16 protein-coding genes, 1 tRNA gene and 1 pseudogene are annotated in these 15,553 nt (G+C 58.8%); 10 read left to right on the forward strand and 8 right to left on the reverse strand.

Annotation, left to right across the window (positions count from 1 at the left end; translation table 11 throughout):
• Positions 1 to 164: 164 nt before the first annotated feature.
• A complete protein-coding gene (tig, locus tag F3H98_RS24980) occupies positions 165 to 1,655 on the reverse strand; it encodes a trigger factor (RefSeq protein ID WP_149763050.1) in 1,491 nt (496 codons plus the stop codon).
• A 341-nt stretch (positions 1,656 to 1,996) separates the two neighbouring features.
• Between tig and F3H98_RS24985 the strand changes: the two genes are divergently transcribed.
• A tRNA-Leu gene (locus F3H98_RS24985) sits at positions 1,997 to 2,081 on the forward strand.
• Between the two features lie 101 nt (positions 2,082 to 2,182).
• Positions 2,183 to 3,550 carry a site-specific integrase gene (locus tag F3H98_RS24990; protein ID WP_149763051.1) on the forward strand — a complete coding sequence of 456 codons (1,368 nt, stop codon included), beginning with the start codon at positions 2,183 to 2,185 and terminating at the stop codon, positions 3,548 to 3,550.
• A 140-nt stretch (positions 3,551 to 3,690) separates the two neighbouring features.
• Here F3H98_RS24990 and F3H98_RS24995 read toward each other — a convergent pair whose 3' ends face one another.
• The 4 genes from F3H98_RS24995 to F3H98_RS25010 all read right to left on the reverse strand — a co-directional run bounded on the left by F3H98_RS24995 (position 3,691) and on the right by F3H98_RS25010 (position 5,848).
• Positions 3,691 to 4,041: a hypothetical protein gene (locus F3H98_RS24995; protein ID WP_149763052.1), complete on the reverse strand. Its 351-nt coding sequence runs from the start codon at positions 4,039 to 4,041 to the stop codon at positions 3,691 to 3,693.
• A 376-nt stretch (positions 4,042 to 4,417) separates the two neighbouring features.
• Entirely contained in the window at positions 4,418 to 5,149 is a 732-nt protein-coding gene (locus tag F3H98_RS25000; RefSeq protein WP_149763053.1) for a hypothetical protein, read from the reverse strand.
• 116 nt (positions 5,150 to 5,265) lie between these two features.
• Entirely contained in the window at positions 5,266 to 5,577 is a 312-nt protein-coding gene (locus tag F3H98_RS25005; RefSeq protein WP_149763054.1) for a hypothetical protein, read from the reverse strand.
• 103 nt (positions 5,578 to 5,680) lie between these two features.
• Entirely contained in the window at positions 5,681 to 5,848 is a 168-nt protein-coding gene (locus tag F3H98_RS25010; protein ID WP_210249707.1) for a helix-turn-helix domain-containing protein, read from the reverse strand.
• A 394-nt stretch (positions 5,849 to 6,242) separates the two neighbouring features.
• On the opposite strand from F3H98_RS25010, the gene F3H98_RS25015 reads away from it, so the two are divergent.
• From F3H98_RS25015 to F3H98_RS25050, 8 genes are all read left to right on the forward strand, one after another.
• Positions 6,243 to 6,488, forward strand: a complete 246-nt coding sequence (locus tag F3H98_RS25015; RefSeq protein ID WP_149763055.1) for a helix-turn-helix domain-containing protein — start codon at positions 6,243 to 6,245, stop codon at positions 6,486 to 6,488.
• Complete coding sequence (locus F3H98_RS25020; protein WP_149763056.1) at positions 6,488 to 6,688, forward strand: hypothetical protein; 201 nt, start codon at positions 6,488 to 6,490, stop codon at positions 6,686 to 6,688. The genes F3H98_RS25015 and F3H98_RS25020 overlap by 1 nt, the downstream gene beginning before the upstream one ends.
• Before the next feature lie 476 nt (positions 6,689 to 7,164).
• A complete protein-coding gene (locus tag F3H98_RS25025) occupies positions 7,165 to 7,518 on the forward strand; it encodes a hypothetical protein (RefSeq protein ID WP_149763057.1) in 354 nt (117 codons plus the stop codon).
• A gap of 69 nt (positions 7,519 to 7,587) precedes the next feature.
• Positions 7,588 to 8,811, forward strand: a complete 1,224-nt coding sequence (locus tag F3H98_RS25030) for a hypothetical protein (RefSeq protein ID WP_149763058.1) — start codon at positions 7,588 to 7,590, stop codon at positions 8,809 to 8,811.
• 5 nt (positions 8,812 to 8,816) lie between these two features.
• On the forward strand, positions 8,817 to 10,976 hold the full coding sequence (locus tag F3H98_RS25035; protein ID WP_149763059.1) for a DEAD/DEAH box helicase family protein: 2,160 nt from the start codon (positions 8,817 to 8,819) through the stop codon (positions 10,974 to 10,976).
• A gap of 14 nt (positions 10,977 to 10,990) precedes the next feature.
• Positions 10,991 to 11,371: a hypothetical protein gene (locus F3H98_RS25040; protein WP_149763060.1), complete on the forward strand. Its 381-nt coding sequence runs from the start codon at positions 10,991 to 10,993 to the stop codon at positions 11,369 to 11,371.
• A 19-nt stretch (positions 11,372 to 11,390) separates the two neighbouring features.
• Positions 11,391 to 11,570: a hypothetical protein gene (locus tag F3H98_RS25045; protein WP_149763061.1), complete on the forward strand. Its 180-nt coding sequence runs from the start codon at positions 11,391 to 11,393 to the stop codon at positions 11,568 to 11,570.
• A gap of 210 nt (positions 11,571 to 11,780) precedes the next feature.
• Positions 11,781 to 12,146: a hypothetical protein gene (locus F3H98_RS25050; protein WP_149763062.1), complete on the forward strand. Its 366-nt coding sequence runs from the start codon at positions 11,781 to 11,783 to the stop codon at positions 12,144 to 12,146.
• Positions 12,147 to 12,254: 108 nt separating this feature from the next.
• On the opposite strand, the gene F3H98_RS25055 is transcribed toward F3H98_RS25050, so the two are convergent.
• The 3 genes and pseudogenes from F3H98_RS25055 to F3H98_RS25065 form a co-directional block, all read right to left on the reverse strand.
• Positions 12,255 to 12,800, reverse strand: coding sequence for a recombinase family protein (locus F3H98_RS25055; protein WP_149763063.1), 546 nt, complete (start codon positions 12,798 to 12,800; stop codon positions 12,255 to 12,257).
• A 417-nt stretch (positions 12,801 to 13,217) separates the two neighbouring features.
• Positions 13,218 to 13,682 carry a hypothetical protein gene (locus F3H98_RS25060; protein WP_149763064.1) on the reverse strand — a complete coding sequence of 155 codons (465 nt, stop codon included), beginning with the start codon at positions 13,680 to 13,682 and terminating at the stop codon, positions 13,218 to 13,220.
• A gap of 1,095 nt (positions 13,683 to 14,777) precedes the next feature.
• Positions 14,778 to 15,553 (reverse strand): annotated as a pseudogene (locus tag F3H98_RS25065) (hypothetical protein); the annotation flags it as partial.

A 15,553-nucleotide genomic window follows, 5' to 3' on the forward strand; every position in this document is an offset into this window, starting at 1 on the left:
TTTCGAATGCATGAAAGCAAAAAGCACGCGGGCATTCCAGCGCCCCAGCCACCATCAACAGCGATTTGGGCTGCTGGATTGCAGCGGGGCCACAGCACTCGCGCCCATCAAAAGAAAAAGGGCCGCCTTGCGGCAGCCCTTTTGGTTCGGTCGGCAAGCGAAGATCATTCGCCCTTTGCGGCGGCCTTCTTCTTCGGCGCGGCCTTCTTCTTTTCCGGCTCGGCAGCGGCCTCCTCGGTCGAAGCGGCTTCCTTGGCTTCCGCCTTCTTCTTCGGCGCAGCCTTCTTCTTCTCCGGCTTGGCAGAGCTCGAGGCTACCTCGTCGTCGGCCAGAAGCTCTTCGCGCGAAACCTTCTTGTCGGTTACCGAGATCTGGCTCAGCAGATGGTCAACGACCTTCTCCTCGAACAGCGGCGCGCGAATATTGGTCAGCGCGGCCGGGTTGTTGCGGTAGAATTCGTAGATTTCCTGCTGCTGGTTGCCCGGGAAACGACGAACCGTCTCGAACAGCGCGCGCTGCATTTCCTCGTCGCTCACCTGGACGCCGGCCTTCTCGCCGATCTCGGCGAGAACCAGTCCGAGGCGCACGCGGCGTTCGGCAAGACGCTGATATTCGGCACGCGCCTCTTCCTCCGTCGTCTCTTCGTCGGCGAAGGTACGGCCAGCGGCCTCGAGGTCGCGGTTCACCTGGCTCCAGATGTTGTTGAACTCGGCTTCGACGAGGTTCGAGGGGGCCTCGAAGCTGTAGCTGCCGTCGAGTGCGTCCAACAACTCGCGCTTCACCTTCTGGCGGGTCATCTGGCCGAACTGGCTCTCGATCTGACCACGGATGATCTCGCGCAGTCGGTCGGCCGACTCAAGGCCGAGCTTCTTGGCGACCTCGTCGTTGATCTCGGTGCTGTCCGGCTTGGAAACTTCCTTCACCTTGACGTCGAAGGTGGCGTCCTTGCCGGCGAGATGGGTCGCCTGGTAGGTCTCCGGGAAGGTCAGCGAAACGGTCTTCTCGTCGCCGGCCTTGGTACCGATGAGTTGCTCTTCGAAGCCGGGGATGAACTGGCCGGAGCCGAGCACCAGGCCGGAATCTTCCGCCGTGCCGCCGTCGAACGCCACGCCGTCGACCTTGCCGAGATAATCGATCGTGACCTTGTCCCAGAGTTCAGCCTTGCCCTTCTTAACTTCGTATTCGCGGGCGTCGGCGGTCACCTTGCGGACCTGCTCTTCGATGTCGGCTTCCGGCACGTCATAGACCTGGCGGGTCACCTTGATGCCCGAAAAGTCCTTGATCTCGATTGCCGGGATGACTTCATAGTTGAGCTTGAATTCGAAATCGGCGCCACCGGCGAGGATTTTTTCGGCTTCCTTCTCGTCCTCGGTCATCACGACTTCCGGCTGCATCGCAGCCTTCTCGCCACGGTCCGACAGGATTTCGCGGGTCGAGTTGGAAAGAATCTCGTTGACCACTTCGGCCATGAAGGACTTGCCGTAGACCTTGCGCAGGTGCTGCACCGGCACTTTGCCGGGGCGGAAGCCGTTGATGCGCACCTTGTTCTTGGCATCTGAGAGCCGCGCCATCAGCTTGGCTTCGAGGTCGCCCGCAGGCACGGTGACCTTGATTTCGCGCTTCAGGCCGGAATTGAGTGTTTCGGTAACCTGCATAATCAAACCTTTGTTTTCACGAATGCCTTAGCTCAAACGGTCCTTTACCGTTCAGCCTGCCGGAAATTCGTGCCGGAGATGGCTTCATGCGGGTGGAGAGACTTTGACGCCTGCGGCCTCGGCCGCACAGAATCCCGGTCCTTCCCTTATCTCTCGAAATGCCGGCAATTATCCGTTCTTGCCGCGACACCCGAGAGCGGGGCGTCTCAACCCGTCATATTTCGACATGCCTTCTGTCACACGCCGCCCGTATTTTCAACTATCTTCGCATATTAGGCGGCTTGCATCGTTGGCGTCGAACATTGACAGAACAATGGCCGTATGTGATTGCCGGGGCGCGAGCGGATGTGGCGGAATTGGTAGACGCCCTGGATTTAGGTTCCAGTGCCGAGAGGCGTGTAGGTTCGACTCCTATCATCCGCACCACAAAACCCCTGAAATGCTAGGGTTTGCAAGGCGTCCAGTTGCTGGATAGTACAAAGTTTGGTACACGCAGTGTGTGTGTCAGACCCACGGAGCACGCCCGCATGTCCCTTCCCCGCTACATGATCCTCGCGCATTCCGGTCACTACAGGTACCGCCGCGTCGTCCCCACCCCCATCCGGGAGGCGTTGGGCTGCCGTGAAATCAAGAAAGCATTGGGCAGGGATTACACGGAGGCGGTCCGGCGTTACGCCCAAGTCCACAAAGAGGCTGAGACGGCGCTAAGAGAGGCCCGTGCGCGGGAACCGATCGGGGAGCGCAGCCTCGTAATACGCCGCATGCGACAGGCGGGTTTTACCGCGAATGACATTGCCCTGGTCGCGGCCGGTCGCGTCGAAGCCGGTACCATGCTCGACGATGCTATGGAAAAATTCCACGAGGATTTGGTGGAGCAGAACTACGAGCAAGTCGAAGCTCCCGCGTTGGCGGAGGGGTGGAGTTGGAGCCGGAAGCCAGGAGCGAAGGTGTCGCTCGACGCACTCAAGGCGATCGGCCGCAAAGAGCTCCCCAAAGAGACGCATACAGTCGCCACCGCCCTCGACCATTACTTGGACATGCGCAGTACCGGTGTCCATGCCTACGACCTAGCCTTGAAGAACAGGGTAAACCTAGTGCGGGAGAGGATGCAAACGGTGTTGGGCAAATACGAGGTGACCCAGCGGCCGCTAGAACAGTTGACCCGTGCGGAAGCACGCAAGTTCCGCGACTACCTCGCAGGGGAGATGTCGGCTCCGTCTGTCAAGCGCACGCTGGAAATCATCAGTCCAGCGATTAACCGGCTCATCCGCGAGCATGATATCGACATGAAGAACCCCTTCGCCTCAATGGAAGTTCGGGGCGCGACCAACAGCCGGGGCGCACGTGTTCCTCTTGCCGATGACGACATGAAGGCTCTCGCATCTATCATGGAGACGGCGGACGCGCTGGGCGCGATATGGACCACCCTCCGCGACACCGGAGCTCGCCTTGGGGAGGTTTCCAATCTCCGGGTGATCGACGTTGACACGGAAGCCAAGGCGATCTCAATCCGCGCCTACGGCGATCACAGGCTGAAAACCAAGAACTCGGAACGCACCGTCCCGCTGTCTTCCGCAGCGCTCGAAAGCCTCAAACGCGAGTGCGCCGGGAAGGCAGGTGAGGACGTGCTGTTCCGGTCGTATGCTGGCCCTCGCCGTGCGGAAGCGGCGTCAGCCGCGTTGATGAAAAGACTGCGGACGGTCGTAAAGGATGGCAAGAAAACCATCCATAGTCTGCGGCATCGAATGAAAGACCGCCTCCGCGACACCCAGTGTGCTGAAAGTCTAGCGCGGGAAATTATGGGGCATTCCGAACAGGCCGTGGCGTTTAACTATGGCTCGGGATTTGCCCTGCAACGGAAGAGAGAAGCGCTTGAAAAGGTTTGGCAGGGGTGACCCTTCCGCCGTTGTCAGGGAGAAAGACCGCAGGAAAATTTCGCGGTCTTCTGGGTACCTGACAAAGCCTTGTGGGCGGCATGATCGGGGGCTTTTTCGTGCGGCCATGAAATGGCCGAAGCTCGCCACCACGCCCCGTGCTAACAGCGCCAATAGATGGAGCAGCCGTAATCATCGTCGTAGGTGCGACCGCTCCCATCCATGGAAGCGTAAACATACACGCCCACGAAGGTGGCAACCACCACCGCCACCATCAGCTTGCTGAACCTATCTTTAGTCCGCTCCCATTTGCTGGGCGGTGTCGGCTCTGGGCGGGGTAGGCTTCCGTAGTGGGCGTTGATTAGCGCCCCTTCGTATTTGAGGTAGCGATTTTGCAGCATCCAGCGGCCATCAACGTTGCGGTAAAGAGCCCAGACCTCCTGGCCGTCTCCGTAGGATGATTGCTCTTTCTGGATGTCAAACATTTGCGGGTTGTAGGTGTATTCGGTCATTTCAAGGTACCTGGGAGTTGCGAGCCATGCGGCGGTATCACCCTATCCCGGCGCTTTGCAAGGTGGCCCCAAAAAGCCACGGGAAGATCGTGGAGCGTCTTCGGGCGCGCCAGCAAGCCGTCCTGGGCGCCAACGCCCCAAATACCCCAACCCCGCGAAGCCCTGCGGCTTGCGCTCGGTCCTGCGCATTACCGCCCACGGCGCTGACGAATTGCTGACAGGCTCGCCAGGATGACAGCGAGAGCCGGACGACATGGTGACAAGGGGCGTTGTGGCGGGCGTAGGTAATCCTCTACCAGCCGCAAGGGCGCGGCGCCTTGCCTTGGTAGGGTATTAAGCTGTCAGGCTGTCAGGATTTGACAGGGTGCGCACCCAGCTATTTCCAGACCTCGCGAACCTGTTCGGCCGTAACGCCCGCCAACAGGTACCGACCTCCGTTCACTATGGCATGGCTAAAAGGGAATTGCTCGCGGATCGGTTGTCGATCGGGGTTCAGTGCGTCGATTGTCTCGACGAACTCAATGGTTGCTCGGGTGGCGTTGGCCCATAGTTCGGCGGTGAACAGTTTGAAACGGTCTGCGTGCGGCACAGGCCCAATCAACTTGCCCTGACCAAGCTCCAATATCTGCCACGCAAGCCCCTGTGGGCTCGGGTGGCTCCCGGCGTTCGAGAAGAAAGCGAAATACTGATTGAGGTCGAACGGCGGCGGGCCACGCTCTTCCTCAAGTTTTCGGCGGATAGCACCAAAGCCAAACTTATTGTGGCGGTCCATCCCCTCACTATCGAGCCAACATTGAGCGTCTGACGGCATATGCCGGAAATATTCGATCAGTTGATGGCACTCCACTAAATCGCGCAACTGATGGCTAGCCGCGGACCAGAAGCCTGCAAGCGCCAGATGGGCTGCCGCTCCGCAATCGTTGATTATCCGCACCCCAAGATCGACAACCACGTAAGTGGCGCGCTCGTCGTTCCAACTCCCGCCGCGCACCACATCCTCAATCAGCCGGACGCACCCGAATGTGCCGGCGCGGTAGGCGTCCCCGAGATTACCATTTTGAATTAGAGGCCGGTGCAGCGCCTCGACCGTGCGAACATCGAACAGCATGGGATATATGTGCCCCTTTCGTCAGCGGCACTCGTCGCAATGACCAGAGCGTACCCACACGCGCGGCAAATGCGAGGCGGCCTACGAAAACGTGAGCCCGCAGGCGATAGGTTTTGTCAGAAATCGGTAAGTCCCGGCTCGCGACCGGGGAGGCAGAAATAAACCAGTTTGGCCGGGAAAGCTTTGCTGTACTCGGTGAACAATGCGGCCGAGCGTTGGCAGTTCTCCCGGTTGTATTCAGCCGCGTCGGGCTCATCGAACGCCGCCACGAAAACTTTCTTGGTGATGTCTCCACCAACCGTGGCGGGGTCGGGGTTGCCGATTCCGGGGCGATAGAGGGCGTACACCCCGGACGCGTCGGCTAGTGCGGCTGTGGCGGACGACAGCGCGAGTGAAACAGGGAGTGCGGCGATAGTAGCGCGGAGCATTTAGGTTGGCCTTTCGAGAAGTGAGGGTAATACGGCAACCAGTCCAGGGCGCGAGCCCTAGAGTGGTAGGGCCTTCGGCCAATCGTCGGGACGGTACCCGGCGTCATAAGCTCGCATCAAGCGCCAGAAGCGTGGGGACTGCACGCGCGCCGCCCGTCTCGCGCTCGAAAGAGGAGATGTGGCTCGGGTGGTGGTAGCCGAGAACGCGGGCGAGCTCGGCTTGTGTCAGGCCCAGGCGGTCGCGGATGGTGCGGAATTCAGTGGGGGTCATGCATATCCTCAATGTTTGCCCGGTGTTTGCGGCCGGTTGCGCCCCTTTATGTAGCGCGTATGCGTTACAAACGCGATTGCGTTGGCACGGGTTAACGGAAGGGGTGTGCGGCAAGCTCGCTGTCAAACTCTGTCAAACTCTGTCAAGCGGCTGACAAGCCGCTGTCACGGCCGGACGCGTCGGGGACATCCACCAATTTTTACGTTCAAAAAAAAGACGATGGGAATTTTGTACCAACCCATACCAAGTCAAATCACGCCAGAGCAGAAACGTCTCATACACTAGATATAGTATTAGAGGGTTTACCGTAAAGTTTTTTGACACTACATATTGATTTTTGTCTAGAGAGGCTTATATTCCTCTCACGACCACAAACGGACACCTGAGAACGAAAATGGAACAACGGAAATTGTACTCCGTGCGCGAATTCAGCGCTGCATTTGGTATCGGCCGGACGGCTTTTTATGCGGAGCTAGCTTCCGGCAGGCTGAAAGCTGTGAAGCTCGGCAAAAAGACAATGGTGAGGGAAGAGGATGCCTACGAATGGGCCGCCGCGCTCCCTGCCTACACCAACCGCGTGTCGAGCCACCAACCGCTGACAGACGCCACGATCAAAACCTTGGTAGAGGCGGACAGCTAATGCTCGACCTGCTCGTACAACAAGCGATCGTTTCCACCTTCGTCCGCAATTCGGCAGCGGGTTGGCCCCCCGAAATGGTTGAAACTGCCCGCATCATGGGCGTCGAACTCCCCCAGCCGGCCCACTACGACCCAGCCGACCCGGACGTGATCGAAGCGGCGCTCGAATGGGCACAATTCAGTGTAGCGAACGGTGTTTGACCCTTTCCGGCATTGGTACTCTATCCACTAAGTCCCCGTAGAGGGACGCCAAGCACCCGTAGAAGAGCTACTTCAACTCGCCAGCAACCCACGACCAACAACCAAGGAAATACCAATTACTATGGCTCTTAACGTAAATTTCAACTTCGGGAACGGAGCGACCTTTTCGGTGACGCTCGACCAGCTCTTGGAAATGCATACGCAGTCAACCGGCACCGAACACGAAGCCGCTCTCTCAAAAGCCGTCACAGACACGGCAGTGGTGCTCTTCCACGAGAGTGAGCGCCGCTTCCGGTTCACTGTCGAGGAACTCATTGTGACGATCTATGCCGAAACTTACGGCTCCCGGTTGGGGCGCTTTGGCTACGATGAAACCAACGGCACCCTCACCTATACCTGTGAGCCGAACACGCACCGCATCGGCGAACCTCTTTTCACCCCCGGCGCTACCGCGGCAGCAATCGACACGGCAGTAAATGCTGTTTCCGGGCATGGCTGCATACGACCTCGAACGCCTCGCGGACGTGATCCAGCCGCTCAAGCGGCTTGCGGACAAATTGCACATGCTCGGGGCGGACGGCACGGACGCTGCCCTGCACACCCCGCTTGCGCGGAACGGATTGTTCGAACGTGCGCTCACCCGCGACGTGGATTGGGGCGAGCCCTTCCGTGCGGACGAACGCCTCGACCCGCGCGGGTGGCTCCGCCGCCCTGACGCCGACTGGGCGCGGTGGGATTACGAGCGCGCACAAGACGCTTGGGCCGAAGCACGCCAGCGTGTCCACGAGCGCTATGACCCCAATTACGTGCGCTACGCGGTCTGCCGCTAAAGCAAGCATCCAAGGGCGCGGCCCCTCCCGCGCTCTCCTATTCCACCCACAGAGACCAGCGACCAAACCATGACCTTTGACAGCAGCGACGACGCGCGTCCGCGCGACCAAATCACCGTCCTTACAGAGCGCTTCGGGAAGCGCCTTACAAAGAAGCACACCAAGCGCCCCGACGGGTCGTGGGTCACCGAGGCGCGCGACGATGGCGCCACGTGGTTTTCCCATGAAACCCGCGAGATTGACGGCGTTGACAGCCTCTACGCTGTTCTCCGTGAGGTAGCACAGGATCGCTCGAAACTTGTTATCCGCGCCCGTCTTGGTGCCGTGGGGGCGGAAAGCATCGCAAAGACCGGCTACACGCGCCGGAAGAAATCGGACGGTTCTTTCGTCCCGGCCCCGCGGCACTGGGTGCTCTTCGACATTGACGAAGGCGAAGCCCCCGAAGGCTACGACATCCGTGCCCGGCCGGAGGAGCTGGTTGACTGGGTGATCAAAGAGAGGTTCCCCTCCGAGTTCCAGGGCGTCCGCGTCGTCTGGCAATTGTCATCGTCGGCAGGGCTCAAATCCCCCAACGCAATCAAACTGCACCTGTGGGCTTGGCTTTCGCGGCCGCTTGGCGAAGAGGAGTTGAAAGCCTGGCGCCTTAACGCGGGGCTCCCCGTGGACTGGCGCGTGTTTCTGGACGTGCAAGAGCACTTCCTGGCGGACCCGTCGTTTGTGGGGGCCCATGACCCTTGCCCGATCCGGTGGGGGATTACGGCAGGCGCGCGGGGGGCGATCGAAGTACCCGAAATTGACATCAAGAAAGCTGTCGCGATCGCGCGGGAGAAAGGCGTTACGCTGTCAGGAACGGTGATCGGCGCTACTGTCGGGGAAATCCTCGCCCAGATCGGCGACGGCGAAGGCGGGAAGGGTTTTCACGAAGTAATCATCGCCTCGCAAATGAAGTGGGCAAGGACCACGCCACCGACCCAGTACGCGGCGACACGTGAAGCCCTTAAAGCTGACATCCGCACGGCCGCACGCAACGCCACGCGCCGCAAGGGACGCTCGGCGGGGGACGTGGAGGGCTATTTGTCCGACAGGCGCCTTGACAGCGAGATTGATGGGGCCATCAATCGCGCCGCTATCCGCCGTGCCGAGGTAGCCCCCGACGCCGAAAATTTCATGGCTCTGGAAGACGCGGAAAAGGCGACAGTGAGCCTCAAAAATTCCATCCGCCGTTTCTTCTACGAAGCCCTCCAAGTCCCCTCAAAGCAGCGCGTCTATGAGACGCTGGACGCGGTGGAGTAACGGCAATGGCTATCGTTGAAGCAAAAATCCAATTCACCGCGCGCTCCAAGCTCGAATTCGGCCCGCTGCCGTTCCAAATGGCGGAGGTCGTGAGCCCCGGCGTTGGAAAAACCGAAACCATGCTCCGTGTGGTGGCGGAGTTCGCTGACATGCTCGCTGACAAAAGGGTTTTGGTGTTTACACCTGACAACTCTTTGACAGGGGAGATGCACGCCCGCGCCAAGAAAATCCTTCCGGAAAGCCTCAACGTCCGTTTCCGGCGGGGGCGCACAGACACCAAGCTCGGCCCTGCTCCCTGTCACAAAGAGATGCACGAAAAAGCGGCTCTCATCCAGTCCAAGGGTGGCAGCGTGGCGGACATGCTCTGCCCTGTTTGCCCCCATCGGGAAGGCTGCGAATGGCTCTCCTACAAGGCTGACAAGGCCCCCGGCGTCGTGATCCTGCCAAACAACTATCTTGTGCACGGCGGAGAGGACGACGGCGATATTGCCGTGATCGACGAAAGCTTCCACCAGCGCATGACAGGCGAAACCACCGTAAAACTCGCCGAGATGACGGCTTACCGCTGCCTCCCCAACCTCCCCGAATGGGAGCGGGGATGGACCCTCAACTCCAGTGCCCGTTTCAGCGCCCAGTTTGACCTTCGCGACGCCCGCGAGCGGCTCGCTATCGCGTTCGCCCACGGAGTTCCGAGCATTTCCCGGCTGAGGGACCTGGGGATTTCCGTCGGCATGGCGAACCGCGCCAAGACCATTGAGTACGGGCGGCACGACGGGCTTAAATCCACCCTCGCGAAGGCTGTGGAAGAGGGTTTCGGCGCGGAGGAACTCGCGGAAGCCATTGCCGACACGGAGAAGCTCTATGGCCCTGCACGGGGCTACGCGAGCGTTTGGCGGGCTATCGAAACGCAGCTTTCGCGTCCGACGGGACGCGACACCCTCAACGGTTTCACACTTTACCGCGACGGCAGTCTTAAAGTCGGCTTCCGCAAGAAACTGGCGGTGGAAAAGAAACCCGTGCTTGCCCTCGACGCAACCGGCGACGCGCGTTTGCTCCGGCTTGGCTTGCCGACCCTTGCCCGTGTGGACGAGATTGCGGTGGAGGCCCCGCATACCCGTGTCATCCAGGCCACCGACGCTAAAAACTCCAAGACGGCGTTGGTCACGGCCGACGAAGACGGAGAAACCGTCCGGGCAGCAAAAGCCACAAAACGGCGGAAGCTGATGGAGGTCGTGGAACGCCTCAGTGGACCTGAGAAAAAGAGCGTTGGTTTCATATCGTACAAAGGTGTTCAGGACAGTGAGGAAGTACGCGACGCAGTGAGCCGCCTGCGGGCGCAGGGTCGTAACGTACTAACGGGGCACTTCGGCGCTCTGCGTGGCCAGAACATGATGGAGCACGTGGACGTGCTTGTTATCGCGGGGCGCCAACTCCCCGACGCTCGCGACGTGGAGGGCCTTGCGGGAGCATTGTTCTACGATCAGCCGGAAGCGGTAGCGGCCGGGGGCATCGGCACCACGGGGCGTTTCTACATGCTGCGTGGTGGTGAGTTGGTCGAAGGGTTGGCCGAGGAACACACGGACCCGACCGTGGAGAAGGTGCGGCGGCAGATCACCGAGGCGGAATTGATCCAGGCGATTGGGCGCGGGCGCGGCGTTCGCAGGGGAGTAAGTGACCCCCTGACGGTTGTCGTACTCGGCTCGACGCCAATTCCCGGCGTCATCGTGGACGAACTCGTAAAGACCGAAGACCTCGAACCTGGCAGGGTCGAACTGCTTTGGGCACGGGAGGGGGCGTACCTCGAAAACGCAAGGCAGGCGTTCGCCGCTTTTCCCGGCGTTTGGGATACGGAGGAAAACGCACGGAAGGATTACCAACGGCGGGGAGAGGTTGGAGACATTTCCCTTTATTATAATTTCCCCTCTAGGGAAATGTCTCCAACCTCCCCAGCCGCCGTTTTGTACCAGCGGAGTGGCGCCGGTCAAAAGCCTGCGAAAGCGTGGTTCCACTTGGCGTTGGTCCCCGACCCCCGTAAGTGGCTCGAAGAGCGGCTGGGGCCGTTGGCGAAATTCGAAATCATTGACGGCGGCGAAGACCGCAACCTCCCGACACCCCACCACCCGCTTGGTCGGGCGCGACGCCCGCCGAAGCAACCCAACACATGAACGGAAACTAACCGATGTCACCCGAAGAACACGGAACACTCACGTCAGCCAAAATGCTTCTGTCGAAGCTCCGCAAGCAACCCTCCCCGGCCGTGGCACACGACGCAGCCAACTTGGAAAACCTCCTCGCCACGAAGCCGTTTGACGCGACCCGCGTCAAGGAAATGGTCGCGTCGATCAAAGGCGCGCTAGCGCTGGAGAGCACCAAGCTGACCCGGACGCACTCGCCTGATGGAGAACGCCCCTCTACGGCCACGCCTGTGGCGTTTAAAGCCCCTCTCCGCGAGTGGCGCTCCTCACCCGAATTCCGCGCGGCAGTCGAGGCTCAAAAAGCCCGCCTCCGCAAGAGTACAGCCGCGATTGACAGTGGCGACCCCATCCCTCCCTCAACCTAACGTAACGGAACTTATCGAAATGACTGAAACTGAAATCCTCGCAGAACACCATCGGCGCATGGCGTCGCTCACCGCGCTCCAAGCCGAAATCATTGATATCCAGGCCGGGTGCAAGGCCGACAACCTGACAGAGAAAGGGCTCGCTCGCATCAATGAGCGGCTCGACGCTGTGAAAATCAAACTTCGCGTCTTCACCTAACGCAACGAAAAGGTACTCACACCAATGCAGACCAAAATCGCCAGCGAACTCCGCTCCTTTTGGTCTTCCTCACGTTCGTTTTCTCTCCCACACCCGTCAAGCGCCGGCTCTTCGGCCTCGACACGCTCCGCATTATGTTCAAGATTGAACAATCGGGGTATTTGGTTTATAATCGGCATCCCAATACCACCATCCAGCTGTGGACACCCCATGACTGACAATCCCATCCGCAACGAACGCGGGCACTTCCTGCCAGGGAACATCGCGAACCCCACAGGGCGCCCCAAAACGCCCAACTTGGTGAAAGACCTCCTTAAAGAGGCAACGCCTCGTGCCATGCAAGTCATGGTGGAGTTGCTAGAGAACGATAACCCAAAATTGCGCTTCCAAGCTGCGCAAGAGGTGCTCAATCGGAGCCTGGGTAAGCCAGTCCAAGCGGTGGACCTAAAAGCCACCGTAGACCAGGGCAGCGCCCACCTCGCCGCTCTGCAATCGCTGGCAGCCGCCGTGACCCCGCATATGCTTGCGGAAGTGCTTACCATTGATGCCGAGCCGCTGGCCTCCCCGAGCCTGTAGCAAGGGGTAGTGAGTTCTGGACCCCAAAAACCTAGCCTCTCCACGGGCGAACCCGGCACAAAAATCCGGCTCAAAGGCCGGGTTTTCTCGTTCGAACGCGGTGGGTCTTTATGTGGGCTCGCCAAGCACGCGGTAGACGCTAGCGCGCCCGATCTTCAATTCCTTGGCAATCTCGCTCGGGCCTTTTCCTGCCGCCTTCAATGCCCGCACGCGCTCCACGTCGATCGAAGGCTTGCGGCCGCTGTATACGCCAGCGGCCTTCGCTTTCGAGATACCCTCCATTTGCCGCTCGCGACGGAGGTTAGTCTCGAACTCCGCGAACACCCCGAGCATGTCGAGGAACGCCTTCCCGGCCGCAGTGCCCGTGTCGATCGGCTGCTCTGTCGCTTGCAGTGCGACGCCTTTCTCGCGCAACTGGCGGACAATCACCTGCAAATCCCCGACGCTGCGTGCCAACCTGTCTATGCGCGTGATAACCAGTGTGTCGCCTGCCCGGAGGAAATCGAAGAGAAGCTTCAGTTCCGAGCGCTTCTCCATTGTCGTGCCGCTCTGCTTTTCCTCGCGGATGTTGTCGCACCCTGCCGCCTTCAATGCGTCGCGTTGGATAAAAAGGTCTTGGTCGGTAGTGCTTACGCGGGCGTATCCGTACTTCATGGCGGCGGGCTCCGTTGGTGTCTCGTTTGGGTCTAGACCCTTTTCTCCTACTGTCTCATATATTGGATGTCAACCCTAACGAGACGCTCTTCGTGTCTCGCCGTGCTGTCTTGTCGGGGTATACCTATCCGAGCCAAAGCGTGTAAAATGTAAAACACCCCAAGTTGGTTTCCTCTGGGGTCATAACGCCGGAATGGTCTTCATACCCAACAGTAGTGGCGAAAGGCCCGCATAAGCTGGCCAAGCTACCAATTTGCCGAAGATAAAAGCGCAAAACACTTCCTGGCGAGATGCCGGGGAGTGCAGGTTACCTATCCCTTAAACGCGGGAAAACATCCTGCACCTTCCTACAAATCTACATCTTGTGAAGAGACTTGAGTCTCGCCAATCTTCCACAGCCGATCGTTACTTCCGGAATCACTGTTGAAGATATTGTCGCTGATAAACATTTTGGCATCTGGTATCAGCGGGAGCGCAATCTAGTTGCGGTGGCGCCATGTGGTATTGGGAACCGCATTTAGGATCGCCTTTCCTGCAGGCCTCTCGTTTGCGCTGCAACGCTGCGAAATCATGCGGCTCGAACTTCACGGTGACCGTGTTCCCCGTGGTACTGGTGAATTTGCCGCTGGCCGACAGAGCAACGTTTGAAAGCCCGACACCGATCTCCCCGTTAAGGCCTTTCACCACCGTGATTCCCATCTGATACGTGTTGTCATCAGATCCTTTTTTAAGCTTCAGACATATGTCGCTGCGATCGTCCCCGCTCGATAAGGCTGTTTCCCAGAGGTTCCTCATGGCTCGTGCGAGCGGCGCGGTATCTAGATCGCCGGGATTATACGGCTGTCGTTCGGCGCTCGGCACAATCTCGTTCAGTATCGACAAGACCTGGGAGTTCGAAACCGAACGGCTCCCGCCCAATGAGGCTGATATCGGAGTCGCGCCGATTCCTACTCCGCCTCCAACTGTGCTGTCTGATTCCGCTACAAGTTCCATCCGCACAGAGACTATATCGAATCCGATCAAACCGTTACCGCAGAATTTGCTGCGTGATCGAGCAAGGACTCGTGGATATCCTTCTTCTGAGTTTTGATATGCTGTATACACGCTGATTTGGCGCTTTACTTCACCAACAACCTTATAGATATCTTGTTGACTTATCGGCTCAATAGTTTCGAAGCTAGCGGAAGTGCACCCCGCAGCTGTTGCTAAGCAACACAATATAAAGCAAGGCAAAGTTCGCATAATAATCCCTCCGCTCTAGCCCTTATGATACATTACGCATGCCGGCGATATAATCAAATATCGTTCGCTATTGAAATAGTTCAAACACTCTTTACGTATCAATTAGACAGAAAAGTCAACTCATCTACATCATATTGTGTTCTGTTTCAGACCTATTTGCTTTCACATGGTAATACCATATCAGAAAACAAATGCTGTTTATGCGAATGCTGTGCGTGCGCATGCTGAAGTCGATGTTTCCCCCCACTGAACTTCATCCCCCAAACATTGGAGCCTCGACCTTTTGGCCCCATCTTAATTTGTACTGCAGGACTTGAGAGTTTGCGGTTCTTGCAGTTGCCCCGCCGTTAGATCCCTGCTGTGAGCCTTCTCGCATCTTCTTGATTACGGGGCAAAGCTCGCGTAGGCCGAGCAGACGGCAGTGGCAATATACAGTCCACTGACCTGGCGACTACATGCTCCTGTACTCACCCTACCTACCTGGGTGGCGGAACTCGGTCTTTAAACGGCTTCAGGCGCCGAAAGTTGTCCCTTTCACTTTCGCTTGGCTTGGATGCACTAGCTCTGGGGCCGTAGATTTACTCGAGAGCCCCCTAAGATAATGAAAAAGTATCGGATACTCCGTTTTTGACTCTGTTTTGTGCCCGGTCCGATTCCGATACGTTCGGTGAACAAAACAGTTTTTCATCGGCCTGTCAGGGTGAACAACAAGACCAGCTCATGATGCGCGAACCCTCACTTGATGCCTCCAGTCGCCCGCCCTTCAATTGGACCAACCTGCAGCGCGCAGTCGGCAGTCAAAGCCGATCCGTCCACGCCGATCGTGACAAGTCGCAAGCCGTGCCGCGTGTTGCTCGGCACCTTGAAATCAATCTTGGCGCTGCCCGTGCTATCAAGGCTGCCTTGTGCCACTAGTTCGTCCCCGAGAATGACGTGCACGCCCTCGTTCTCGCGCCTGAACCCTGTCGCCTCCAAAGTCACTAGTTCCCCGGGATCGACTTGTTCCCGACTGGTCGCACAGATTGGATACTCAGGCGGGATGATGTGTACCGTTTCGGAACCTGGCCACGGCACCTGACCCTTGCCGCCGGGAACAACGTCGAGCGAAGTGCCAGACCCTAGCTGCTGCGCAACGGCCTGGAAGCGAATGGTCGGCTTGGGCGCGCCGGTCAGGAACATCGGAAGCCCCAGAACGACACCGTGGTTGACCTCAATGCCCGATTCACCGCCTCGCGGCGCCTGAACCAGTGCGTAGACACCATCACCGACGAATTCGGCAAATGAAGTACCGTCGAACTGCCAGACGGTGGCTACCGGTTCGTTGAGATTAACCAGAACCCGCCCGACGAGTTCGGCGCCTTCAAACTCGGTCGGCAAGCCAATGTCCTTCGGACTGCCTCCCGTGGTCAGGTCCGCATTGCGGATTCCGACGTGAAGTCGGCCGCCATTCCGATCAAAGACCGGCCACCATTCCGATTTGAAGCCGGCCACCGTTCCGATCAAAGACCGGC

The sequence above is a fragment of the Neomesorhizobium albiziae genome, from assembly GCF_900114255.1.
Lineage (GTDB): Bacteria > Pseudomonadota > Alphaproteobacteria > Rhizobiales > Rhizobiaceae > Neomesorhizobium > Neomesorhizobium albiziae.